26 protein-coding genes are annotated in these 22980 nt (G+C 64.3%); 18 read left to right on the top strand and 8 right to left on the bottom strand.

Annotated features, from left to right (window positions below; genetic code table 11):
* Positions 1-27 precede the first annotated feature (27 nt).
* From ACFULT_RS03970 to ACFULT_RS03960, 3 genes are all read left to right on the top strand, one after another.
* Positions 28-1011: an ABC transporter substrate-binding protein gene (locus ACFULT_RS03970; RefSeq protein ID WP_378480673.1), complete on the top strand. Its 984-nt coding sequence runs from the start codon at positions 28-30 to the stop codon at positions 1009-1011.
* Between the two features lie 39 nt (positions 1012-1050).
* Complete coding sequence (locus tag ACFULT_RS03965; RefSeq protein WP_037111851.1) at positions 1051-1824, top strand: hypothetical protein; 774 nt, start codon at positions 1051-1053, stop codon at positions 1822-1824.
* 141 nt (positions 1825-1965) lie between these two features.
* Complete coding sequence (locus tag ACFULT_RS03960; protein ID WP_378480672.1) at positions 1966-2517, top strand: hypothetical protein; 552 nt, start codon at positions 1966-1968, stop codon at positions 2515-2517.
* A 4-nt stretch (positions 2518-2521) separates the two neighbouring features.
* Here the strand turns inward: ACFULT_RS03960 and ACFULT_RS03955 are convergent, their stop codons facing one another.
* A complete protein-coding gene (locus ACFULT_RS03955; RefSeq protein WP_378480671.1) occupies positions 2522-3010 on the bottom strand; it encodes a DUF6226 family protein in 489 nt (162 codons plus the stop codon).
* Between the two features lie 20 nt (positions 3011-3030).
* Between ACFULT_RS03955 and ACFULT_RS03950 the strand changes: the two genes are divergently transcribed.
* A complete protein-coding gene (locus ACFULT_RS03950) occupies positions 3031-3336 on the top strand; it encodes a hypothetical protein (protein WP_378480670.1) in 306 nt (101 codons plus the stop codon).
* Between the two features lie 79 nt (positions 3337-3415).
* Here the strand turns inward: ACFULT_RS03950 and ACFULT_RS03945 are convergent, their stop codons facing one another.
* Positions 3416-4681 carry an MDR family MFS transporter gene (locus ACFULT_RS03945; RefSeq protein WP_378480669.1) on the bottom strand — a complete coding sequence of 422 codons (1266 nt, stop codon included), beginning with the start codon at positions 4679-4681 and terminating at the stop codon, positions 3416-3418.
* 138 nt (positions 4682-4819) lie between these two features.
* Between ACFULT_RS03945 and ACFULT_RS03940 the strand changes: the two genes are divergently transcribed.
* The 5 genes from ACFULT_RS03940 to ACFULT_RS03920 all read left to right on the top strand — a co-directional run bounded on the left by ACFULT_RS03940 (position 4820) and on the right by ACFULT_RS03920 (position 10145).
* Positions 4820-5881, top strand: a complete 1062-nt coding sequence (locus ACFULT_RS03940) for an ABC transporter substrate-binding protein (RefSeq protein WP_378480668.1) — start codon at positions 4820-4822, stop codon at positions 5879-5881.
* 101 nt (positions 5882-5982) lie between these two features.
* Positions 5983-6948 (top strand): iron ABC transporter permease, encoded by a 966-nt coding sequence (locus ACFULT_RS03935; protein ID WP_094720082.1) that lies wholly within the window; start codon positions 5983-5985, stop codon positions 6946-6948.
* Complete coding sequence (locus ACFULT_RS03930; protein WP_019665682.1) at positions 6945-7709, top strand: ABC transporter ATP-binding protein; 765 nt, start codon at positions 6945-6947, stop codon at positions 7707-7709. Before ACFULT_RS03935 ends, ACFULT_RS03930 begins: the two co-directional genes overlap by 4 nt.
* Before the next feature lie 44 nt (positions 7710-7753).
* Entirely contained in the window at positions 7754-8725 is a 972-nt protein-coding gene (locus ACFULT_RS03925) for an arsenic resistance protein (RefSeq protein WP_378480667.1), read from the top strand.
* Complete coding sequence (locus tag ACFULT_RS03920) at positions 8718-10145, top strand: FAD-dependent monooxygenase (RefSeq protein ID WP_378480666.1); 1428 nt, start codon at positions 8718-8720, stop codon at positions 10143-10145. The genes ACFULT_RS03925 and ACFULT_RS03920 overlap by 8 nt, the downstream gene beginning before the upstream one ends.
* A 1-nt stretch (position 10146) precedes the next feature.
* On the opposite strand, the gene ACFULT_RS03915 is transcribed toward ACFULT_RS03920, so the two are convergent.
* Positions 10147-10749, bottom strand: coding sequence for a TetR/AcrR family transcriptional regulator (locus tag ACFULT_RS03915; protein WP_378480665.1), 603 nt, complete (start codon positions 10747-10749; stop codon positions 10147-10149).
* A gap of 112 nt (positions 10750-10861) precedes the next feature.
* Between ACFULT_RS03915 and ACFULT_RS03910 the strand changes: the two genes are divergently transcribed.
* Both ACFULT_RS03910 and ACFULT_RS03905 read left to right on the top strand, forming a co-directional pair.
* Positions 10862-11500: a hypothetical protein gene (locus ACFULT_RS03910; protein ID WP_378480664.1), complete on the top strand. Its 639-nt coding sequence runs from the start codon at positions 10862-10864 to the stop codon at positions 11498-11500.
* 18 nt (positions 11501-11518) lie between these two features.
* Positions 11519-13012 carry an alpha/beta hydrolase gene (locus ACFULT_RS03905; RefSeq protein WP_378480663.1) on the top strand — a complete coding sequence of 498 codons (1494 nt, stop codon included), beginning with the start codon at positions 11519-11521 and terminating at the stop codon, positions 13010-13012.
* Positions 13013-13052: 40 nt separating this feature from the next.
* Here the strand turns inward: ACFULT_RS03905 and ACFULT_RS03900 are convergent, their stop codons facing one another.
* Positions 13053-13640, bottom strand: coding sequence for a hypothetical protein (locus ACFULT_RS03900; protein WP_378480662.1), 588 nt, complete (start codon positions 13638-13640; stop codon positions 13053-13055).
* A 66-nt stretch (positions 13641-13706) separates the two neighbouring features.
* Here ACFULT_RS03900 and ACFULT_RS03895 point away from each other — a divergent pair, with 66 nt between their 5' ends.
* The 5 genes from ACFULT_RS03895 to ACFULT_RS03875 all read left to right on the top strand — a co-directional run bounded on the left by ACFULT_RS03895 (position 13707) and on the right by ACFULT_RS03875 (position 17624).
* The gene (locus ACFULT_RS03895; RefSeq protein ID WP_378480661.1) at positions 13707-14156 is read left to right on the top strand and encodes a MarR family winged helix-turn-helix transcriptional regulator; all 450 of its coding nucleotides are present in this window, start codon (positions 13707-13709) and stop codon (positions 14154-14156) included.
* A gap of 90 nt (positions 14157-14246) precedes the next feature.
* Positions 14247-15113: a helix-turn-helix domain-containing protein gene (locus tag ACFULT_RS03890; RefSeq protein WP_378480660.1), complete on the top strand. Its 867-nt coding sequence runs from the start codon at positions 14247-14249 to the stop codon at positions 15111-15113.
* A 65-nt stretch (positions 15114-15178) separates the two neighbouring features.
* Positions 15179-15748, top strand: a complete 570-nt coding sequence (locus tag ACFULT_RS03885; RefSeq protein WP_378480659.1) for a class I SAM-dependent methyltransferase — start codon at positions 15179-15181, stop codon at positions 15746-15748.
* Positions 15745-16359, top strand: a complete 615-nt coding sequence (locus ACFULT_RS03880; protein ID WP_378480658.1) for a LysE family translocator — start codon at positions 15745-15747, stop codon at positions 16357-16359. The genes ACFULT_RS03885 and ACFULT_RS03880 overlap by 4 nt, the downstream gene beginning before the upstream one ends.
* On the top strand, positions 16356-17624 hold the full coding sequence (locus ACFULT_RS03875; protein ID WP_378480657.1) for a glycosyltransferase: 1269 nt from the start codon (positions 16356-16358) through the stop codon (positions 17622-17624). Before ACFULT_RS03880 ends, ACFULT_RS03875 begins: the two co-directional genes overlap by 4 nt.
* Positions 17625-17633: 9 nt before the next feature.
* Here the strand turns inward: ACFULT_RS03875 and ACFULT_RS03870 are convergent, their stop codons facing one another.
* Positions 17634-18008 (bottom strand): Lsr2 family protein, encoded by a 375-nt coding sequence (locus ACFULT_RS03870; RefSeq protein WP_037111878.1) that lies wholly within the window; start codon positions 18006-18008, stop codon positions 17634-17636.
* 195 nt (positions 18009-18203) lie between these two features.
* On the opposite strand from ACFULT_RS03870, the gene ACFULT_RS03865 reads away from it, so the two are divergent.
* The gene (locus ACFULT_RS03865) at positions 18204-18434 is read left to right on the top strand and encodes a hypothetical protein (RefSeq protein WP_378480656.1); all 231 of its coding nucleotides are present in this window, start codon (positions 18204-18206) and stop codon (positions 18432-18434) included.
* Positions 18435-18489: 55 nt separating this feature from the next.
* Positions 18490-18924 (top strand): SRPBCC family protein, encoded by a 435-nt coding sequence (locus tag ACFULT_RS03860; RefSeq protein ID WP_378480655.1) that lies wholly within the window; start codon positions 18490-18492, stop codon positions 18922-18924.
* Between the two features lie 10 nt (positions 18925-18934).
* Here ACFULT_RS03860 and ACFULT_RS03855 read toward each other — a convergent pair whose 3' ends face one another.
* The 3 genes from ACFULT_RS03855 to ACFULT_RS03845 all read right to left on the bottom strand — a co-directional run bounded on the left by ACFULT_RS03855 (position 18935) and on the right by ACFULT_RS03845 (position 22815).
* Positions 18935-19996, bottom strand: a complete 1062-nt coding sequence (locus ACFULT_RS03855; protein WP_378480654.1) for an NAD-dependent epimerase/dehydratase family protein — start codon at positions 19994-19996, stop codon at positions 18935-18937.
* 117 nt (positions 19997-20113) lie between these two features.
* Positions 20114-22333 (bottom strand): catalase/peroxidase HPI, encoded by a 2220-nt coding sequence (gene katG, locus ACFULT_RS03850; protein WP_378480653.1) that lies wholly within the window; start codon positions 22331-22333, stop codon positions 20114-20116.
* Positions 22334-22389: 56 nt separating this feature from the next.
* Entirely contained in the window at positions 22390-22815 is a 426-nt protein-coding gene (locus tag ACFULT_RS03845) for a Fur family transcriptional regulator (RefSeq protein ID WP_080733053.1), read from the bottom strand.
* Positions 22816-22980: the final 165 nt, after the last annotated feature.

Raw genomic sequence — 22980 nt, 5'->3', positions numbered from 1 at the left:
AAATAGGCGGAATCACAGATCGGGTTGATGAGTTCGATGAAAATCGGTGCAGCGATAGCCGGCGCGATGCTGTTCGCAGGCGTTCTGACAGGGTGTTCCCACTCGGAAAGCGAGACGACGTCCACCGCCCCCACCGGCGAGTTCCCCGTGACCATCGAGCATGTCTTCGGAAGCACCGAAGTGCCGTCGACGCCGGAACGCATCGTCACCCTCGGGGTCTCCGATGCCGACGTCGTACTCGCCCTCGGCCACGTTCCCGTCGGAAACAGTGGTTTCGCGTTCTACGAAACCGGGCTCGGCCCGTGGGCGCAGGAACAAGTCGGCGACGCCGAACTCACCCGCATCGAGTCCGACTCGGAACCCAACCTCGAGCAGATCGCCGAGCTCGCACCCGACCTGATTCTCGGCCTCAACGCCGGGTTCGACGAGGCGACGTACAACAAGCTCAGCGAGATCGCACCCACCGTCGCACGGCCGGAAGGTACGGCGGCGTATGCGGTGCCTCGCGCTGCTGCAACCGAAACCATCGCCACCGCAATGGGAATGAAGGAAGAAGGGGTACGGCTCAACGAGGAGACCGACGCTCTGATCGCCGACACCGTCGCCGCGCATCCCGAGTTCGCAGGCAAGACCGGCGTCGCCGTCATGTCCTACAGCGGCGTGTACGCAGGCTTCCTCCCCGGAGACGGACGCGGACAGTTCCTCACCTCCCTCGGGTTCGCGACGCCGCAGCCCGTACTCGACGGCGACACCGGCGACACGTTCTACGTCGAATTCTCGGCCGAGAACGTCAACATGCTCGACGCCGACGTCATGCTCGTCCTCGGACCCGACGAGACATTCGACATCGTCGCCGAGAACGCTTCGTTCGCCAACACCACCGCCGGCCGCAACGGAGCGATCATTCCCGCCACCCTCGACCAGCGCGGCGCGATCACCTACAACTCGGTGCTGTCGATTCCGTACGCCATCGACACTCTGGTTCCCCGCATCGCGGACGCTCTTCGCTGAGTCCGGATTGACCGGTTCCATAACGGGGTACCACCGTGCATGCCGTCGCTACGACACCTGTCCCTCGCGCCCCTCGCCGCCGTCGCCTGCGCATTCGCAGCGGCGGCACCGGCGTCGGCGCTCCCCGGTCCCGAGAACTTCGCCGACGTACCTGCTCGGACCTCGATCTCCTTCGAGCACTCGCCCAGCGGGCTGCGCCTGGGAACCGCCAACGAGAACGACGCCCGACCAGGGTTGTCGACGGTCAAGCTGTACCTGGCGGACTACGCACTACGACACGGAGACGGGTCGGCCGGTGACCGCGATCTCGCAGCACGGATGATCCAATCCAGCGACGACGGCGCCGCGTCCGCACTGGACTCGAAGTACCCGAACGCCATCGACGCCACCGCCGGTGAGTTCGGATTGCCGTCGACCTCGCGAGGAGGTTTCTGGGGTAGTTCCTACACCAGCACTGCAGATACCGTCCGCTTCCTGGAAGCGAAGAAAAGAACCGACCCGGCCAGCCCGATCCTGGGATGGATGAACTCGTCGAGTCCCGTCGCCACCGACGGCACCCAGCAGGACTGGGGCACAGGCGAGCTCGCCGATGTGACCGGAACCAAATGGGGCTGGGCCGACGACGCGTCCAGCGTCGTCGCCTCCGCATCCATCGGCGACGGCTTCTCGGTCGCCGCCAACACCTACGGCTCGGCCGCAGCCCAGACCGACGACGTCCTCGGCGCCCTCGGCGGCATCGACCTGTCCCCGGGAGTCGTAGCACCTCCCGCGCTACCCACCCTCGAGCAGTTCCTCGAAATGTTCGGGCCCTAGCTCGAACCTCTCGACCGAAGTTCAGCCGCCTGCCACAGCGGGGGCCTGCACCGCACCGAAGCGGGTCGATCTACATGTGGACCCGAGGCCAACAGCGCCTATGGCCTTCGCGCGGAGTGGAATCAAGTAGGGTCGGCGACCATGCCTGCAACCGATCGGACATGGTGGAACTGGGCGTCCGCCGTCACCACGGTGCTGGTAGCGCTCGGGTGTGGCCTCGTTCTGTGGGCCTTCACGCCTCCCAGTCCCAACGGCCTGTACCTCGGTCTCGCGGTGGTCCCGCTCGTGGTGATCGCGGTGCTGTGGTCGGCATTCGCCCTCATCGGCTGGTCCAAGTACCGGGCACGGGGGTGGAGTGTCGTCGCACCCGTTCTCGTACTACTCACCGTCGGCGCGGTGGCGTTGTCGCTGCCCCGGACCGTTGCGTTCGCAGTATCCGAGGACGCGCTGACGGAGACTGTCTCGCAATGCCGTTCCGCATCCGGGGGTCAACGAATCGGCGTCTACACCGTGGTGGCCGTCCGCCCACTGGGGACGGGGTGCCTTGTCTTCGTCGACAGCGGACTGGGCGGCTCCATTGGATTCGGCTACCTCCCCGACGGTCCCCCGGCGCCGGGCCGGCCACAGTACGACGAGGCCATCGAGTTCTACGACTGGAGCGGAGACTGGTACCGATTCGAGCAGGACTTCTGACCGGTCACTTCGGAGACCACCGCTTCCATCGCCCATCCTCGGGCATCGCGACACGTAACTCGGGAATCGGGCTACGACCCGAATTGCGCCAATTACCGCCTTCCCACACATGCTCGACCATCGAATCGACGATGCGCTCGTAAAACTGCCCCGAGACGAGAGCGGAGAGGTACCTGTTCAGGTGGCCGATCAGATTCTCGACATCCTCTTCGCACGCGTCGCACCCGCACGCGGGCAACGCGATTCGCTGTGATGCACCCACATCGAGAAGCACTCCGGGAAACGACGTGAACGAGACGATCAACGGCGCCTGATCGTCCTGCGCTGGTACGAAGTGAACGGCCTCGACCACCTGCGAACCCGGGTCACCGGCCACACGAGTGACATCGACGTCGAACCGTGTCGCCACCTCGTCCGCAAATTCTTTCGCCGCAGTCACCAGCGGCGCGAACCGCTCCGGATTGGTCACCCGTCCGTACGCCTCGTCCGACACGACTCGTTACGATACGCACCGTGCGTTCACTCGTGCTGCTGCTGAGCCTCACCGGTGCTGTTGTCGGTCTTCTCCCTGCGGTTCTCGAGCTCGTTCAGCAGGCATACTCCCTCTCCGAGGTCGAGTACAACGGTGTGTACGAACCGCTGCGGGGAGTGCAGATGAGCCACGCCTACGAGACCTCGCAGGACATCTCGTTCCAGGTTCGATCGGGGCTGTTCCTGCGACGGGCCGTCTGGTTCGCCCCTCTGATGGGTGCGGCGCTCGGGGCTGTCGCAGGGATCATCGCGTACCGATTCGGATTCCGGCTTACCAGGGGTGCCTGACGCTCCAATTTGTGGCCTCATATTCCCGGATCTGCCCGTCAGCACCGAATAGTGGAGCTTCAGGCCCGGTCCCGAGCCCTCAAGGGAGGCTCCTCAGCACCAAGCGGATACCCACGACGCCGGCGAGGGGGAAGACGGCGGCCACGAGCCACGGCGTGCTCGACCCCCACCCCGTCGATGGAGCCGCGTCGATGACTGCCCCGATTGCGACCGAACCGATCAGAACGCCGATGCCTCCGAGTGATGCCATGAAGCCGTAGTAGGCACCCAGCCTGCGCTCACCGGCCAATCGCGGGACGATGTCACGGGCCTGCGGCATGGCGATCATCTGCCCGAGTGCGAGCAGGGCAACGAAACCTGCCGCCGGGAGCAGGCCGACGAACCCGCTGAGCCCGAGGGGAGTCGTCAGTGCCACGACCACGAACGACAGTGCCATGACTGCCAATCCGGCCGGCAACGTGACCCGGGGTGATCGTGCGCCGACCATGCGGGTGATGCCCATCTGCGAGGACACCACGAACACCGCGGAGATCGCGAAGAACCACCCCAGCACTGCCTGCGATCCCCATGCCCGTTCGACCTCCAGGGGCAGCAGCAGATACAGCTGGTTGTACGCCACCAGTTGGCTGCTCATCGCGACCGCGAACAACACGAAAGTCTTGTTGCGCACCACGTCGTTCCACCCGGAGAGCCACGACTCGCCTCGGTGCTCGCCCGGTTCGTTCGGCAGCCATCTCAGGTGTGCTCCGATGACGCCGACGAAAATTACGGCAGCGACCGTGCAGGCGACACGGAAGTCGACGACCAGCAGTACCGATCCGATCAGCGGGCCGGTGAACGAGCCGATTTGATTGCACACCGACAGCAGCGCGAACGTCTCGACCCGGCTGGGCCCGTCGTCGCGCTCACTTCTTCCCGCCTCGATGGCGATCGCGGACTCGACGGCGGGGGAGAACAACGCGGCTGCGAAGCCGATGGCCACCGTCGCCGCGACCACACCGGCCAGTGAACCTGCGACCGCCATTCCGAGGAATCCGAGCACCCGGATGCCGCAGCCGACGAGAACGATCGGCTTGATACCCCATCGGTCCGCCAGGGTGCCGCCGATGAAGAACAGTCCCTGCTGCGAAAACGTGCGGATCCCGAGGACCACACCCACCACCGCCGCACCGAGCCCCAGATCGGACGTCAAGTGCACCGACAGGTACGGCAGCACCATGAAGAATCCGATGTTGAACGTCATCTGGGTCAGCACGAGAAGCCGGATCGTCGGGGTTGCCCGCGCCAACTCGGTGAGGAACGACCAGCGCCATCTCGAATGTCGGCCGTCGACGCCCGCCGCCACGATCAATCCCCTCGTTCGTTCAATAGTCCCAGCGCGATATGACTTCGGGGATCGGCATAGGTTAGCCTATCCGCGTTCGTCGCCTCGTACGTTCTGCGCGAGTGGATCGCGCAGACATGCCGCGTCCACTCACGCATTGTGCCGTCCCAGAAAGTGTTCATCGTGAGTGCATTGCTCAGGCGCGTCGGCGCCATGGCCGTCGTCGCTGGACTTCTCACCGCGTGCGGTGAATCCGAGGCCGTCACCGATTCCGACGCCGTCGGCGGCAACGGCGACACGGCCTACCCACTCGTCCTCGACAACTGCGGCGAGTCGGTCACCGTCGATGCTCCCCCGCAGCGCGTGGTGTCGTTGGACCAGAATTCGACCGAGATCCTGTTGTCTCTCGGCCTGCAGGAACGCATGGTCGGCACCGCGTCGTGGACCGACCCAGTGCGAGAGAACCTCGAAGCGGCGAACTCCGACGTCCCCCGCCTCGCCGACAACGCACCCACCTACGAGGTGGTGCTCGACGCCGACCCCGACTTCGTCACCGCGTCGTTCGGCCGTCACTTCAAGGAGGGCGGCGTCGCCGAGCGTGCCCGCTTCGCCGAGACCGGCGCCCAGACCTACCTGTCGCCGACCGACTGCGACAACGGCCTCAGCATCAACGGCGGCAACACCAGAACCAACCCCTTGACAGTCGATGCGCTCTACCAGGAGATCACCGAGATTGCCGAGATCTTCGACGTGCAGGACCGCGGCGCCGCCCTGGTCACCGAACTGCAGGATCGCATGACCGCCGCGACCGCCGAACTGGCCGAAACCGGTGAGACCATGGCGTTCTGGTTCGCCGACACCAAGAGTCCCTACGTCGCCGGCGGACTCGGCTCCGCCAACCTGATCGCGACGACAGTCGGCGCCACCAACGTCTACTCCGACCTGGACGACGACTGGCCTGCCGTCGGGTGGGAGACCATGGTCGACCGCGGCCCGTCCGTGCTCGTGCTCGGCGATCTGCTTCGTGCCCGCTTCCCCGGCGACCTCCTCGCCGACAAGATCGCGTTCCTGGAATCGGACCCGGTCACCAACACCATGCAGGCCGTGCAGGACAAGCGCTACATCTCCCTCCACGGAGCCGAGATGAACCCGTCCATCAGGCTCGTCGACGGTGTCGAGAAAGTCGCCGCGGGCCTGCGCGAGATGGGCCCGCAGTCCTGAACACCACAGTCCTGAACACCACAGTCCTGAACACCACGGCGCCTGCCGCACGTCGCAAGCTGGGTCTGCCCGCCGTTCTGGTGGGCGGCCTCGCCCTGCTCGTGGCATCGGTCGCCATCGCGATGACGCTGGGGCCTGCGAGTGTGTCACTGGTCAACGTGCGCGATGTCGTCACCAATCATCTGGGTCTTACCGACATTCCGGTGAAGGTGTCCAAGAACGCGATCGTGTGGGAGGAGCGACTACCTCGCAGCCTCGTCGCCGCCGCCTGTGGGAGTGGTCTGGGCATCTGCGGTGTCATCATGCAGTCGCTGCTGCGAAACCCGCTGGCGGACCCGTTCGTTCTCGGTATCAGCTCGGGAGCCTCGACAGGTGCTGTCGTCGTCGGCATCCTCGGAATCGGTGGTGCCGCACTGGGGCTGTCCGGTGGAGCGTTCGTCGGCGCCCTCGTCGCGTTCGGACTCGTCCTACTGCTCGCCCACCTGTCGGGCGGAAACAACGACCGGGTCATCCTCGCGGGTGTGGCCAGCACACAACTCTTCTCGGCGTTGACCTCGCTCGTGATATTCGCGTTCGCCGATTCCGACGAGACCCGCGGCGTCATGTTCTGGCTACTCGGATCACTCGAAGGCGTTCGCTGGGACGACGTCGCCCTGTGCGTCGCGGTGGTCGCCGTCGGAGTCGCCCTCTGCTTCTATTACGCCTTCGTCCTCGACGCCTTCAGCTTCGGGAACGAGGTGGCGTCCTCCCTCGGAATCAACGTGCGCGCAGCACGTACTGCACTGCTCGTCGTCACCGCGCTGATCACCGCGACGCTCGTCAGTGTCGCAGGCGCCATCGGATTCGTCGGCCTCGTACTGCCGCACGCCGCACGATTTCTCATCGGATCACGACACAACCGGCTGATCCCCGTGACCGCGCTGATGGGCGCGGTGTTCATGGTCTGGGTCGACGCCGTCTCCCGCGTCGCCTTCGCGCCGACGCCTCTGCCCGTCGGCGTCGGCACGGCGCTGGTGGGAGTTCCTGCATTCATCGCCATCCTGGCCAGACGGAAGAAGTCCGCATGACACTCGCAGCGTCCGACGTGCGGTGGCAGCGCGGGGGTGCTCTCGTCGTCGACGGGGTGACCCTGACACCGGCGCCCGGCGATACCGTCGGACTGCTCGGCCCCAACGGATCCGGCAAATCCTCACTGCTGCAACTGATGAACGGCGCCGTCAAGCCGACGTCCGGCGTCGTCACGCTCGACGACGCGGAACTGGCCGGCATGCGTCGACGCGACATCGCGAAAGCCGTTGCCGTGGTGAGTCAGCACGCCGACACGGATTTCGACATCACCGTCGCAGACGTCGTTCGGCTCGGCCGCATCCCGCACCGTGGCGCGTTCGGCGGTAATGCGTCGGCGGACCAGAAGGCAGTCGACGCTGCGTTGAAACACACCGGGTTGACCGACAAGGCGCACCGATTGTGGCACCAACTGTCCGGTGGCGAGCGGCAGAGGGCACAGATCGCGCGCGCCCTCGCCCAGGAACCGCGCGAGCTTCTGCTCGACGAACCGACCAATCACCTCGACATCCATCACCAGCTCGAATTGCTGTCCCTCGTTTCCCGGCTGCCCATCACCAGCGTCGTTGCGTTGCACGATCTCAACCTCGCAGCGATGTTCTGCACCCATATGGTGGTGTTGTCGCAGGGCAGAGTGGTCGCTGCGGGCACCCCGGCTGCGGTACTGACCGAGGATTTGATCTGGGAGGTGTATCAGGTGCGAGCCCACGTGAGCACCCACGGGCCGAACGACACAGTGTTCATCCGTTTCGACTACCGGTAGGAGCCGAACACCGGAACACGACGCGGCCCACTACTGTGACGAATATGCACACCTGGCTCGAGAAGCACCAGATCGCTCTGTATCTGGCTGCTTTGACGGTGGGAGCCGTGGTGGGGTTGGCGTCACCGCAGTCGGCGCCGGTGTTCGAACACGCCATCAACCCGGTCCTGATCGTGCTGTTGTACGCGACGTTCCTCGCAGTCCCGTTCGCGTCGATCGGAAACGCGTTGAAGGACAGTAGGTTCCTCGGAGCTGCGGTAGTACTGAATTTCGTGGCAGTACCGGTCGTGGTGTTCGCTCTGACGCGGTTCGTCTCCGGCAACGAGGCCGTTCTCGTCGGAATTCTGCTGGTGCTGCTCGCACCGTGCATCGACTACGTCATCGTGTTCAGCGGACTGGCGGGAGCCGCGTCACAGCGTCTGCTCGCCGCCGCACCGCTCTTGATGCTCCTTCAAATCGCGTTTCTGCCACTGTATCTGTGGATGTTCGTCGGCTCCGACGTCGTGGCTGTCATCGATGTGACGCCGTTCGTCCACGCGTTCTTCCTACTCATCGTCGTTCCCCTCGGATCGGCGGCTGCGACACAGGCCGTGGCACGCCGGCACGCAATTGGCCGGACAATTATGGACACCGCAGCGAAAGCGATGGTTCCGTTGATGATGGCCACGCTGCTGGTGGTGGTCGCGTCGCAGATCGATTCCGTTCGTGACCGCGGAACGGAACTGGTTTCCGCCGCAGCAGTATTCATCGCGTTTCTCGTGGTCATGGCGTTCGTCGGTCTGGCTGCGGGACGGATCGCTCGCCAGGACGTACCTGCGACGCGTGCCCTCGTCTTCTCCGGCGCTACCCGTAACTCGCTCGTCGTGCTGCCGTTGGCGCTCGCTCTGCCGGATTCTCTGTCGGTAGCCGCGGTGGTCGTGGTAACGCAAACGTTGGTGGAGTTGCTCGGCATGGTGGCGTACGTTCGACTCGTCCCGCTACTCGTACCCTCCCGAAAGCGAGGTCGTCGTGTATGACGTGGTGATCGTCGGCAGCGGTCCGACGGGGTTGATGCTCGCCGCCGAACTGAAATCGGCCGGGGTGGACGCCCTTCTCCTGGATCGACGCTCGTCCCAGGACCTCGTGGGTTCCCGAGGCGGCGGAATACACTCCCGCACAATCGAACTACTCGATCAGCGAGGCATAGCCCAACGGTTCCTCGACGAGGGCACTACCGTACAGGTGGCGTCGTTCGCCGGTACGCGGCTGGACATCGGACAGCTACCCACCCGCCATCCGTACACCCTTGCGCTGTTCCAGAATCACATCGAGCGTTTACTGCTGGAACACGCCCTCGAACTCGGCGTGACCATCAGACGTACCAGCGAGGTCACCTCGGTCGACTGTTCAGCCGTCGACAACGCTGCAGTCGTTCTCGATTCAGGCGAGAGACTGGACGCGCAGTACGTCGTCGGCGCCGATGGCGGCCGGAGCGTCGTACGTCGGGAGTCCGGAATCGACTTCGTCGGACCCGACGCCACCCGCAGCAGCCTGATCGCCGACGTATCCGTCACCGAAGAACTTCCCACTGCCGGGAAGATCGACGAACGCGGTGTTCACGGCCTGCACGCCATGGGCGACGGCACGGTGAGAGTGGTACTGACCGAGAAGGAGCTACAGCGAGGCACCGAGCCCTCGCTCGACGATCTCCGGCGCGGTCTCGTGGAGGTGTTCGGCACCGATTTCGGCGTTCACTCACCCACCTGGCTGTCCCGATTCACCGACGCCACGCGCCAGGCGGCGTCGTACCGGAAAGGTCGAATCCTGCTCGCCGGCGATGCCGCACACGTGCATTCGCCGACGGGAGGCCAAGGCATCGGTCTCGGACTGCAGGACGCAGTGAATCTCGGGTGGAAGCTGGCTCAGGTAGTGCGGGGCACCAGCAGCGACGCACTGCTGGACACCTACCATTCCGAACGGCACCCCGCCGGCGCACGAGCATTGAAATACACGATGGCGCAATCGCTCTTCCAGAAAGCCGACCCGCGGCAAGAGGCAATGAAGGATCTGCTCGACGAGATAGTCGTCGGCGATGGGGCAACTCGTATGGCAGCGTTGATCTCCGGGCTCGACGTGACCTACGAGATGGGCGTCGGACATCCGCTTCTGGGGCGGCGCATGCCGGACCTGGACCTCGTCACCGATACCGGGCCGACCAGGGTGTTCGAATTGCTGCACTCTGCCGCGCCGGTACTACTCGAATTCTCCGGGCCGTCGGTGAACGGAGTGCGCGCGCGATGTGACGGGCCGTGGGAACTGCCCGTGATGGGCGAAGTTCCGGCGCCGACAGCCATACTCGTGCGGCCGGACGGTTACGTCGCCTGGGTGGGAGAGGGCACCGACGACGGATTGTCCGCCGCACTGACCACCTGGTTCGGGGGGACTCTCCCCGGCTGACTCACCCGCCGGAGGCGGGCTTCAGCACCGCGTCCACTGCGAAATACAGTGTGGCGGTTTCGGTGTGCAGAACCGAATGGTCGATGGGCACCGCCCGATCCAGCGACAGGCCGGTGACGACGGTGTTGAGGAACATTGCCTGCTGACCCAGGTCGCCGTCGGCGCGGGCTCCCTCCTTGTCCAGGACGCCCAACCAGTGTTCGACCCTGCGCCTACCCTCGTCGGTGATCGCCGCGTACGAGGCGCGAAGCCGTTCGGTGGGTTCGGGTTCCACGAACGATGCCATGAAGTTCAACCACGCCTCCCGCGCCTTGTCGCCGACGAGCGGGCTCAGAATCAGACGCAGGCACTGCACCAAGCGGTCGCGCGCCGGCACTGTCTCGTCGTGAATGACCTGGTCGTCCGTCGTCACCACGTCGTAGATGGTCTCGAGAACAGCATCACGAAGCGCGCGCTGCGTCGGGAAGTGGTGCCGTAGCGACCCCATGCTCACTCCGGCGCGCGCGGCCACCGAGCGCACGCTCAGCGTCGACGCCTGATCCTCGCCGATCATCTCGCACGCCGCGATGATGATCTTCGCTCGCGTATCGAGCACCTCTGCCATCGTCTCCCTCTTTCCACTCGACTAGCACGCCGTGCTAGCACAGTGTGCTAGTGTCGGCTCATCGCTTACGACAGTACAGCGTGCTAGTGCTTTCACCAGGAAAGGAAGAGCAGTGTTCGACGAATGGAAACAGCGCAGGGCCACCCGCCGGGTGCGAGTGGGCGACGGACGCGCACTACAGCCATTTCGCTGGTGGCAACTGCCCGGCCGCGCGCTGTTCTACCTGAAGCGCGAGAACACGGAGTACGCGATCGACGTCAGGCACTGGCAGAACCAGAGCTCGGGAGACGTCAAGGCAGACCTCTACCGGGACGGGCGCCACCTCGCAGAATCGAAACTGCCGGCGGCGTTCACCGTCGACGACGGCATCATCGACGTCGCGATGAGCGGCTTCGGCCTCAAACGCTGCCACTTCATCGCCGACGACGGTACCGAGCATCAGCTCGTGCCGGACCCCGCGTCGGCAGAGGGGCGTCGGGCACGCCTCGACCGCCACCACCCGATCGCCAGCCGCGCCATCGGGGCGGTATCGGCAACGATGCTGATCGTCGGAGTCGTGCTACTGCTCCTGCAGCTCGCTGACGCGGTGTCGAAGGCACCGCCCATCGTCGACTCCCTCGGAGTCTTCACCTCACCCGTCAGCTTGCCGGTGTGGCTGAACATCACGCTCACCCTTGCCACCGCCGTCGCCAGCATCGAGCGCGGCCTTCGCCTGCGCTACCACTGGCTGCTCGACGCAGCGGCCAACTGAACCGAAAGGAAACACACCATGAAAGTGATTCGCCCAGCATTGATCCTCGCGGCGTCCGGAACGGTGATCGCCGGTTGTTCGGCGTCCTCCACCCCGGACACGGACGCGCACCCACCTCCCGCCTCGGCCGCATACGACTGGACCACACACAACGAACCGATCACGTGGTCGGCCTGCCCCGACAACTTCGACAGCACCGGATTGCAGTGCGCGACAGTGCCCGTACCACTCGACTACGATGACCCGGACGGCGAACGGATCGACCTCACCATCTCCAAGCTCGCGTCGACGAATCCCGACGAGCGACGCGGCTCGCTCATGCTCAATCCCGGCGGCCCCGGCGGCACCGGACTGGACCAACCCAAGTTCCTCGTCGAACGCGGAATACCACAGGAGACACTGGACAGTTACGACCTCATCGGTATCGACACACGCGGAGTCGGACACTCGTCGCCCATCAACTGCGGAATCACCGACGACATCCAGTACCGCGGAGCAGTTCCACCGTATGCCTACGACGACAGCGCATTCGACGAACAGAACACCGTAGCGAGGCGCGTCGCCGAGAACTGCGCCGAGGGCGACGACGGCCGCATGAAGCACGTGACGACGGCCAACATGGCGCGCGACCTCGACAGCATCCGCCAAGCACTCGGAGACGAGAAGGGCAACTTCCTCGGGTACTCCTACGGATCCGCCCTCGGGGGTGCGTACGCATCGTTGTTCCCGGACAAGACCGACCGAATAGTGTTGGACAGCAACATCGGTGACACACACCTCGACCGCGACGGTATGCGTAGTTACTCCGAAGGCATGGAGGACACCTTCCCCGATTTCGCGAACTGGGCAGCGGAGCGCAACGAGCAGTACCGATTGGGCAGTACGCCGGAGGAAGTACGGCAGACGTACTTCACCATCGCCGACAAGCTGGATCGCGAACCTGTCGAGGGACTCGACGGCCGCAGCTTCCGGCTCGGAATGTTCGTGGCGCTGTACAACCCGGCCTCGTACGACGCGACGGCGCAGATGTGGAGGACAGCGCTGGACACACTCCCCTCCGAGGGCCCACCCGTCGGACAAGGAGCGTCCGCATTCGACAACACCTGGTCGGTCTTCCTGGCGGTCACCTGCAACGACGTCGAATGGCCCCGCGACCCGGAGGTCTACAAGCAGGCAATCGAAGAAGACCGCGAGAAGAACCCACTGTTCGGCGCCGCAGCCGCGAACATCATGCCCTGCGCGTACTGGCAGCTCGAGCACACCGAACCACCCGTGCCCGTGGAGGCCGACGGACCGACGAACATCCTCGTCGCACAGCACCAGCGCGACCCGGTCACCCCGTTCAGCAACGGCGAACGAATCAACGAGATGTTCGGCGACCGCTCACGACTGCTCACCGCCGACGGCAGCGGCCATGGCGTCTACGCTCTCGGGCAGAACCAATGCGCCCAGGACGTCATCACCGACTACCTGGTCGACGGGGTCATGCCGAACGACGACGTCAGCTGCTGACTCGGGCTACGAATCCCCACGCGCGATTCGCGGACCCGACCTACGCGTCGCAGCCACTGGTACCGGTGCGACGCGTAGGTCCGTGGTGCGTACGTGAATTGCGCGTCAGGATCTTCGCGCGAGCCAGCATCAGAACCACCAGCGCCGAAAGCCAGCCGACCTGGGACAGCAACACTCCCACGCCAGCCTGCCCTGTCGAATCGGTGCTCGCGCTGACCGCAAATGCAGTCGTGAATCCCCCTGCGGTGCCCAGGGCAGCGGCCAACCCGCCGGCACGGGCCCACCTGGACAGCCGTGCTGCGCCGAAACACACTCCGACAACCGTTGCACCGCAGGCTACTACCTGCCACGTCGGAAACTGGTTCGGCGCGGGCAATCCGGGCCCTCGGACCTCTCCCCTGTAGTCGGCCGACCAGCTCAGCCATCCGGCGCACGCCACGAACCCACCGACGAACGCAATCGAACCGGTGCCCCACACTCCCACTCGTCCACTACCCGTCTGCCCGGCGAACCGTGCCCTCTCCGACCACAGCGCTGACCACACCGCACAACCGCCGATCACGGTCGGCACACCGACGAAAATCAGCACGATCGACGAGAACTGCGACCACGTGAACTCGTCTGCCATCTCACGAGTATGCATCCTGACGCAGCGTTTGACCTCGAGTGCACTCGAGCTTCTACCGTCGACTACATGAACACGACACGGGACATGCAACCGCCGGAAAAGCAACCCATAGGATTCTGGACCGTCCGCGCAGGTGAAGCGATCCGCACCCGGACCCAGGGCGCGCTCCGCGACATCGATGTGGCACAACCCGAATGGTGGCTTCTCCACCAACTTTCTCTGCACCCGGGAGGCGTCAATCGTGATGCGACCATCGAGCTGATCGGCCACAACGACACCCCACAGGCGATCGTCGACGCCATCGACTCCGCAACGCACAAGGGGTGGGTGACGCAAACAGACACCAGGCTGACGTTCACCGACGCGGGCGCCGACAAGTTCCGCGACGCCGCCGACGTCCAACGCGACCTACACACCGAACGGATGCAGGGGGTCAGCCCGGAGGACTTCGCGACGACCATTCGAGTGCTGCAGCAGACCATCGAGAACGTCGGCGGTGACGCCTGGCATTGGTAGCATCACCGACAGTTCACGGCACGGAAAGTCGAGAATCCACACTGGGAGCACTCCTATCGTTTCGGTCAGAACGAAGGAAGGCAGGACGGCATGCTCGGTCGGTGGAACGATGCTCTCGGTTACATCGAGGACAACTTGGCGGGTGAGATCGACGCGACGGAGCTTGCGCGGATCACGCTCACCTCGCAGTATCACTTCCGACGCGTCTTCTCGGCGCTGGCAGGCATGCCGCTGTCGCACTACATCCGAGCCCGCCGAATGACGTTGGCAACCGCGGAGATTCTCGACGGTGTCGGAATTCTCGACGTCGCGTCCAAGTACGGATACTCGTCGTCGGACGCCTTCACTCGGGCGTTCCGCCAGATGAACGGCCTGACGCCATCGGCGGCACGCAGGCCGGGTGCAGTCCTTCGTTCGCAGCAAGCGGTGACATTTCACCTGACCATCGAAGGACGGAGCACCATGCGATACCGAATAGTCGACCTGCCGGAGTTCCACATCGTCGGTAGAAAAACGCGAATCCCCTTGAAGTATCAGGGCGAGAACACTGCGATGACGGAGTTCCACCAGAGCCTGAAAACCGGAACCGGGCAGGCGCTCGAAGCGGTCGCCGACGTTCCGGAGTTACCCGAGATCTTGTTCGTCAGTGACGGATTCGAGCAGGATCGAGAAGACGGGAGCCTGTTCGACTACTACTTCGCGGTGGCGTCGTCGACGCACCATCCGGAGTGGGACTCGCTCCGGGTGGCGCCGTCGAAGTGGGTGGTGTTCGAGGCGCAGGCGTCGGAGAACTTTCAGTCTGCACTGCAACAACTCTGGGCCGACGCGTTCAGCGAATGGTTCCCTTCCAACCCCTACCAAGTGGTCCCGGGGCCGGAACTGCTGACCGTCACCGAGAAGAGCGCCGACTGGACTTCGGGACGCGGCGAGCTCTGGATTCCCGTCGAGCGACGCTGAGTATGGGAGTGGCGCGGAGCTAGGTACCGCTCAGCTCCGCATGCCGGAAAGGCTACCGTTGGTCGGTGACCGCCTACTCCGATCGTGTCGCCGAATACGTACACCTGCTGGACTCGATGGGCGCGGTGCATCCGTCGGATCGGCAGTTGGTCACCGAGTGGGCGACGTCGGTGTCGGGACCCATCGTCGACGTCGGCTGCGGCCCTGGCCACTGGACGGACCATCTCGCGTCCCTCGGCCATAATATTCGGGGGATCGATCCGACGCCCGAATTCGTCGAACATGCGTCTCGCAGATATCCAGGGCGACGGTTCGACGTCGGGGTCGCCGAGAAACTGCAGGGACCCGTCGGCGGGATCCTGGCCTGGTACTCCCTCATCCACCACACACCGGACGAGATCGCCGCGCCGCTCGAGGAATTCGCACGGGTGCTGCAACCAGGTGGAAGCCTGCTGATCGGGTTCTTCGAAGGGTCCGAACTGGGCCCGTTCGATCACGCGGTGACGACGGCCTATCGGTGGCCCGTACCTGCGCTGACGGACCGGCTGGGAGCGTTCGATGTCGTCGAAACACACACCCGAACGGGCGTCGGCTGTCGACCACACGGGGCGATTTTCGCTACGGTGAAGTCGTGAACACACACATGTTGTGGGGTTTCGCGATCGCCGCGGCGCTGGCGTACGTCATTCCAGGGCCCGACTGGTTCGTGGTGCTCAGACACTCGTCGCGATCACGAGCCGACGGTCTGCGCGCCGCGTTGGGCGTCCAGAGCGGGCTGATGGTCCACATGACCGTGGCGGCACTCGGGCTGTCCGCTGTCCTGCTCGCGAGCTCTCAGGCGTTCACCGTCGTCAAGCTCCTCGGGGCCGCGTATCTCGTGTTCCTCGGTGTCCAATCTCTGCGCGACGCCGTACGCGGCAGACCCGCGCCGGACACCACCGACCGATCCGGGCGGATCTGGGCTCAGGCATTCCTCGCCAACGTCCTCAACCCGAAAGCCGCACTGTTCTTCGTTGCCGTACTGCCCCAGTTCATCGACCCGGCCGCGGGCGTGACCCTGCAGATCGTCGTGCTCGGGGTGGTGGACATTGCCCTCGGTGCACTGTGGTGGCTGCTGTTCGTGGTCATCACCGTGCATTTGCAGGGCCTTCTCCGACGCAGGCGCGCCCGGATGGCCATCGACGGCACCGCAGGTATCGCCCTCTGCGGCCTCGGTGGAGCGCTCGCCTTCACCTCCCGCCCATGACAACCAGCGAAGCTACTGCAAGCCGCCGCGACGTTCTCCTCTGCGCCGGGCCTTTCGACGGCCATGTCGAGCCTCTGCTTCCGGTCGCGAGTGAACTGATACGCCAGGGGCATCGTGTCGACATCCTCGCCGGTGCTCGTTACCGCGATGCGGTGGAACGCACCGGCGCCTCGTTCGAACCTCTACCGGGAGCGCTCGATTTCGGCGTCCAGGACTTGGACGAGACGTTTCCCGCACGCCGTGCGCTCTCGGGTGCACGACGCAGTCTCCACGACCTGGAACACTTGTTCATCAGGCCCATCGGAGAGCAAGCCGCCGCCATCGACGACATCCTGGCACGTCACCCGGTGGACGTCATCGTCGCAGAATCCATGTTCTTCGGTGTGGTCCCGCTGCTCTCCCGCGCACAGTCGCCGCGACCTCGCGTCGTCGCCTGGGGAACCAATCCGCTGTCGATCCCTGGCCGCGGCCGCCCACCGGGCGGTCTGGGGTGGCACCCAGCCCACAACGTACCGACGCGGCTGCGCAATGCCGCGGCCACGTCCGCGGTCGAACACCTCGTGATGGGCCCGAGCCTTCAGAAGGTTGCCCGCGCATGCGTCACTCGAGCCGGTGGCGTGCTCGACGTGTTCGTTCTGGACTGGCTCACGCTCGTCGACGACATTGTCCAGACAACGGTCCCTGGGTTCGAATTCCCGACCGACGGTCCTGTCCACTACATCGGACCGGTATCGAGAAGTGAAGGTCCGCTTCCGGATTGGTGGAGTGATCTCGATCCGAGCAAGCCGACGATCCTGGTCACCCAGGGCTCGGTGGAACTCGACCTGTCCCACGTGGTCGCGCCGACTCTGAAAGCTCTCGCCGACAGGCCGATCAACGTGATCGTGTCCGCACCAGGCAGACCGCCTTCGCTGCCGAACAACGCATATTCCGCTACCCACTTACCGTACGACGCGGTGTTCCCACACCTGTCCGGTTTCGTGACCAACGGCGGCTACGGCGGCGTCGGTTTCGCGATCCGCCATGGCGTTCCCGTTGTCGCCGTTGGCAAATCACAGGACAAAGCAGATGTCGCGGCTCGTGTGTCCTGGAGCGGACTGGGAATCGGGGTCGTCAGCCAGTCCATTTCGGCGGCGAAGGTCGGAGCGTCGACAGCGAAAATACTCGACGACCCCCGCTACGCAACTCGCGCGCGCGAGCTGCAGCAGCAAGCGTCGACGCTGCCAGGTATTGCAGGGGCCGTCGAGATTCTCACACGAACATGAGAACAGCTGTCAGTTGGCGGCTTCGTACGCCTCGACGATTTCCGCGGGAATACGGCCGCGGTCGTTGATTTCGTAACCGCTGTCCGCGGCCCACTGCCGGATCGCACGAGTCTGTGCCGGATCACGCTTCGTGGTCGGGGCGGACACAGCAGGCGCGCTCTGTGCTGCACCGGCCGGTGCAGCCTTGCGCTTGCGCCCACCGACACGTGTGGCGTATTCGACGTAGAATTCGATCTTCTTGCGAAACTCGTTGGCGTTCTTGTTCTTCAGGTCGATCACGTAGTCGACACCGTCGAGCGAGAATTCGATGGATTCCCCTTGGCCCTCGTCGATCGACGTGCCATCGATGTCATCGATCAATTCGTAGATAACCTGCTTCGCCACGGTGCGAGGCCTTTCGTATCGAGGGATTTGTCTTCAAGGCTATCCAACAGCGAATGGAAAAGCAGAATCGGGCCACGAATCGTTATTGACGAAGTCCGCCGTGGCGACCGTTCGGTACGCGAGTACGCGAATGCGAAGGATTGATTCCACCCGAAACGGGTAACAGTGGTCGCGGACAAGAAGGGACTTTCACCGATGACGCTCGACCGCGCTGCACACGCTGACGACAGCAACCAATCCGAGGAGTCGATACTTCTCGACGCCGTACCGACGAAGATCGTGCTCGACATCGTCGGCGCGACGACGCTGTTCACCGCCATCGCACTCGCTCTCGACGTGTCCGACGGGGTCCTGGTCACCGCGATGGTCGGGGCGCTCGTCGTAGCCTCACGGCTCCTGCGGCGGCGTGTGCCCGACGAAGTGTGAAACAGGTCGCCGGCGGGTAGTACAGGGCACATCTACCCAGCGAAGGATGTTCCCCATGCCCACCTCACGTGAGACCACCGCCAGCTGCGACAACGTGTGGGAAGTGCTCGCCGACGGGTGGACGTACGCCACGTGGGTGGTCGGGGCGAGCCGCATCCGCGCAGTCGACGAGAAATGGCCCGCCGAGGGATCGAAAATTCACCACTCCGTCGGAGTCTGGCCAGCAGTGTTGAGCGACGAGACTCGGGCTGTCGGAATGCACGAGGGACGTGAATTACAGCTCGAAGCCCGCGCATTACCATTCGGAAAAGCCCACATCACACTGCGTCTTCATCCTCAGGCGTCGGGCTGCACAATCGAAATGATCGAACATGCGTCGTCCATGCCGGCCAGCATCGTTCCCGATTCGGTACAGCACTTGTTGGTGCATCCACGCAATTCCGAGGCATTGCGACGTCTCGCCCTGCTCGCCGAGAAAAGAAACGGCTGAGAACGCTTCTTCAGGACGGCCGCCCACGGGAAACGAATCCACGGCGAACGAAGGACCGCACCGTGTCCGACACGGTCCTCTTCCGCATCGGCGGACCGTCGCCGAACGCGCGGTCCTGCATTCCGCGCACCGTCTCCCTCAACACTGCCGGACCGTCTTTTCTTGCTTGCCAACCCAATTCGTCGCGGGCACGGGTGGCGTTCAACAAAGGCGTCGCGAAGGCCAGCTCCACCCAACCGTGATGAATCGGCAGGACGTGAGCTGTGAAACCCACCCGGACGGCGGCCGACAACACCCTCTTCGGGGTCGGCACGATTCGAACACCGAACGCATCCGCGACCGTCTCGGCCCGAACCGGCGTCGGGGCAGCAAGATTGAACGGACCCGACGCACGACGCTGCAGTACCTTGACCACCGCGTCGGCGACGTCGTCGCTGTGCACTGCGGGAACGACGAAGGATCTGTCGATGGGTAGGAACGGAACGACGTCCACGACGGAGGACGGTACGAGATCCGGTAGCGCATAACGCAACAACGCACTGCCGAACGAATACTGACTGATCAGCCCGGGACGAAGACGAGCAACACGCATTCGAGTGGACAGACCGTCCAGGACGTCCTCGGCAGCAGCCTTGTCCATGCTGTACGTGGACGCCTCGACCCCTGTCCTGGGCCAGGATTCGTCGACCTCGACGCCGTAGGCCCCCGGCGCATAGATGCCACCGGACGACAGATGAACCAGCTGCCCGACGCCTGCAGCCTCACAAGCCCGCGCCACACGTGCGGTGCCGTCGACATTGACCCGCCGCAGATATCGACGATCCCGCATGGGCTGGAATGCAATGGCGAGATGAACCACCGCGTCGACCCCACTGAAGGCGTCGAGCAGAGTTTTCTCGGAGTCCTCGGATGCAAGATCGACCTGAACCCAGGTGACGCCGTCGAAGGGCGGCTCCTGGGGCGGGCGCCGTCGAGACAACCCGACGACCTGCGCATCCGGGTACGCATTTTGAAGAGCCCGCAGAACAGCGGTGCCCACGTTTCCGCTCGCACCGGTCACCGCGATGCGCACTGCGGTCCTCGTATTGCCTTCACACAGCGTGGAATTCCCGGGTTGGAAGAACCCAAACTCCGTGAGTGGAGATACATCGATGTACCTCCACTCACGGACGTGGACTAGAGGAAGGGGCTAGCGGACGTCGAACCGATCGTTGTCCGCGACCTTGACCCAGGCCGCGACGAAATCGTCGACGAACTTCTTACCGTTGTCTGCCTGTGCGTAGACCTCGGAGATGGCCCGCAGCTGCGAGTGCGAACCGAAGTTCAGATCGATGGCACTAGCCGTCCACCGCTGCTCACCGGTCTTGCGTGTCTTCCCGACGTAGGACCCGTCGTCGGCCTTGCTCCACTCGGTGTCCGAATCCAGCAAGTTGACGAAGAAGTCGTTGGTCAACGCACCCGGACGGTCCGTGAACACGCCGAGCTTGCTGCCATTGTGGTTGGCGCCCAATGCACGCAGTCCGCCGACCAGAACCGTTGCCTCGGGCGCGGTCAGGTTCAGCAGGTACGCGCGATCGAGCCACAGAACTTCCTCCGGCGTCTCCTCGTCGCTCTTGTAGAAGTTGCGGAAACCGTCGGCGCGGGGCTCGAGGTATCCGAACGACTCGACGTCCGTCTGCTCCTGCGAGGCGTCCGTGCGACCCGGCGTGAACGGAACGGTCACCTCGTGCCCGGCATCCTTGGCAGCCTTCTCGATGGCAGCGGATCCGGCCAGAACGATCAGGTCCGCGAGCGAAACCTGATGTCCGTCAGCACCGTTGAAATCGTGCTGGATCTGCTCGAGCTTCGGCAGCACCTCCGCGAGCACGGCAGGCTCGGATGCCTCCCAGCTCTTCTGCGGTTCGAGCCGAACACGTGCGCCGTTGGCGCCGCCACGGAAGTCCGTGTGGCGGAACGTGCTTGCCGACGACCACGCGACCGACACGAGCTGCTGCACCGTCACTCCCGAGTCGAGGATCTTCGACTTGAGCGAAGCGATATCGGCATCGTCGATCGGCTCGGACGTCGCCGCCGGAACCGGATCCTGCCACAGCTGCTCCTCGGGAACCCACGGACCGAGGTAGCGAGAGATGGGGCCGAGGTCGCGGTGCAGAAGCTTGTACCAGGCCTTGGCAAAAGCGTCGGACAGCTCCTCCGGGTGGTCGAGCCAGCGACGGGTGATCTCGGCGTAGATCGGATCCTCACGCAGCGAGATGTCGGTGACGAGCATGGTCGGTGCGCGTCCGGGACCGCCGAACGGGTCCGGGATCTCACCGGCGCCCGCGCCGTCCTTGGCGACGAACTGCCATGCGCCCGCCGGGCTCTTCTGCAGCTCCCACTCGTAGCCGTACAGGTTCTCGAGGTAGCCGTTGCCCCACTTGGTCGGCGTCTTGGTCCACACGACCTCGAGACCACTGGTGACCTGATCCTCGCCCTTGCCGGTGCCGTGGCCGTTCTTCCAGCCGAGACCCTGCTGCTCGATCGGTGCGCCCTCGGGCTCGGGTCCGATCTTGTCCGCGGGACGGGCGCCGTGCGTCTTGCCGAAGCTGTGACCACCGACGATCAGCGCAGCCGTCTCCTCGTCGTTCATGGCCATACGGCCGAACGTCTCGCGGATGTCGTGCGCGGCCTTGACCGGATCCGGCTCGCCCTCGGGCCCTTCGGGATTGACGTAGATCAGACCCATCGTGGTTGCGCCGAGCGGCTTCGCGAGCTCACGCTCGCCGGTGTACCGCTTGTCGGTACCCAACCAGCTGTCCTCGGGACCGTAGAACACTTCCTCGGGCTCCCAGATGTCCTCACGACCGAACGCGAAGCCGAACGTCTTGAATCCCATGGCATCCAGCGCAACGTTGCCGGCGAACACCAGCAGGTCGGCCCACGAGATCTTGTTGCCGTGCTTCTGCTTGACCGGCCACAGCAAGCGGCGAGCCTTGTCCAGGTTGGCGTTGTCCGGCCAGCTGTTGAGCGGTGCGAAACGCTGCGCGCCCTGACCGCCACCACCGCGGCCGTCGAACACGCGGTACGTACCGGCCGCGTGCCAGCTCAATCGAATGAACAGACCACCGTAGTTGCCGTAGTCCGCAGGCCACCAATCCTTCGAATCGGTGAGCACAGCCGTGACGTCGGCCTTCAACTCGTCTACGTCCAGCTTCGCGAATTCTGCCTTGTAATCGAACTTTTCACCCAACGGCGTCGACTTGGACGTATGCGCATGGAGGATCGACAGGTCGATCTGGTTGGGCCACCAGTCCTTGTTGGTCAGTGGAGCGCCGCTCTTGGGCTTCGGCGACTCGATGACCGGATTTTCGCTCTCGCTGGTGCTGTCGGTCTTCGTGTCGGAGTGGGGTGGGCGGGCGTCGGAGGTCACGCGTGGTCCTTTCCGGTGGGCTGCATTTTCGGGCTGTGATCAACGCCTGGCGATGATCAAGATCTGGTCGCGCAATCGGGACAGAAGCCCCAGAACGTGACCTCGGCCTCGTCGACGACGAAACCATGGCTATGGGACGGCGTCAGGCACGGAGCCTCACCGAGCGCACAATCAGCGTCGGCGATGAGACCACAACTGCGACACACGACATGGTGATGATTGTCGCCGACGCGCATCTCGTAACGGGCCACATGACCCGCCGGTTGGATACGACGCATGAGACCGACAGCCGTCACCGCATCGAGAACGTCGTAGATGGCCTGACGGGACACCGCTGGCAGGACTGTACGAGCCAGCGTGAAAACAGTATCCGTGTCGACGTGTGGATGACTGTGCACAACGTCCATGACGACAATGCGAGGCTGCGTGACCCGTAGACCGGCTGCACGTAGCCGATCCGCATTGCTCAGGTCCGTCGTCATGACACCGACGATAACCAGATCCAACCCAAAAATCTCGTGTTTTCTGGAATTAGTCAAAATTTCATCGCGGGGTTGCAGACGCCTCATCGGCTGAGCAGGGAGGTTGCGTATCCCCTCCCGCCCCCGGACCGAAAGCGGACTCTGGTCAGTCAGACGGACCGAACC

The organism is Rhodococcus sp. NPDC057297, assembly GCF_042667435.1.
GTDB lineage: Bacteria > Actinomycetota > Actinomycetes > Mycobacteriales > Mycobacteriaceae > Rhodococcoides.
This window is presented reverse-complemented; position numbering and strand designations above follow the sequence as displayed.

Bases quoted from the DNA above. Each gene is read 5' to 3' on its own strand.
- ACFULT_RS03970 (WP_378480673.1), top strand. From the start codon at position 28: ATGAGTTCGATGAAAATCGGTGCAGCGATAGCCGGCGCGATGCTGTTC.
- ACFULT_RS03965 (WP_037111851.1), top strand. From the start codon at position 1,051: ATGCCGTCGCTACGACACCTGTCCCTCGCGCCCCTCGCCGCCGTCGCC.
- ACFULT_RS03960 (WP_378480672.1), top strand. From the start codon at position 1,966: ATGCCTGCAACCGATCGGACATGGTGGAACTGGGCGTCCGCCGTCACC.
- ACFULT_RS03930 (WP_019665682.1), top strand. From the start codon at position 6,945: ATGACACTCGCAGCGTCCGACGTGCGGTGGCAGCGCGGGGGTGCTCTC.
- ACFULT_RS03925 (WP_378480667.1), top strand. From the start codon at position 7,754: ATGCACACCTGGCTCGAGAAGCACCAGATCGCTCTGTATCTGGCTGCT.
- ACFULT_RS03915 (WP_378480665.1), bottom strand. From the start codon at position 10,749: ATGGCAGAGGTGCTCGATACGCGAGCGAAGATCATCATCGCGGCGTGC.
- ACFULT_RS03905 (WP_378480663.1), top strand. From the start codon at position 11,519: ATGAAAGTGATTCGCCCAGCATTGATCCTCGCGGCGTCCGGAACGGTG.
- ACFULT_RS03900 (WP_378480662.1), bottom strand. From the start codon at position 13,640: ATGGCAGACGAGTTCACGTGGTCGCAGTTCTCGTCGATCGTGCTGATT.
- ACFULT_RS03895 (WP_378480661.1), top strand. From the start codon at position 13,707: ATGAACACGACACGGGACATGCAACCGCCGGAAAAGCAACCCATAGGA.
- ACFULT_RS03890 (WP_378480660.1), top strand. From the start codon at position 14,247: ATGCTCGGTCGGTGGAACGATGCTCTCGGTTACATCGAGGACAACTTG.
- ACFULT_RS03875 (WP_378480657.1), top strand. From the start codon at position 16,356: ATGACAACCAGCGAAGCTACTGCAAGCCGCCGCGACGTTCTCCTCTGC.
- ACFULT_RS03865 (WP_378480656.1), top strand. From the start codon at position 18,204: ATGACGCTCGACCGCGCTGCACACGCTGACGACAGCAACCAATCCGAG.
- ACFULT_RS03860 (WP_378480655.1), top strand. From the start codon at position 18,490: ATGCCCACCTCACGTGAGACCACCGCCAGCTGCGACAACGTGTGGGAA.
- ACFULT_RS03845 (WP_080733053.1), bottom strand. From the start codon at position 22,815: ATGACGACGGACCTGAGCAATGCGGATCGGCTACGTGCAGCCGGTCTA.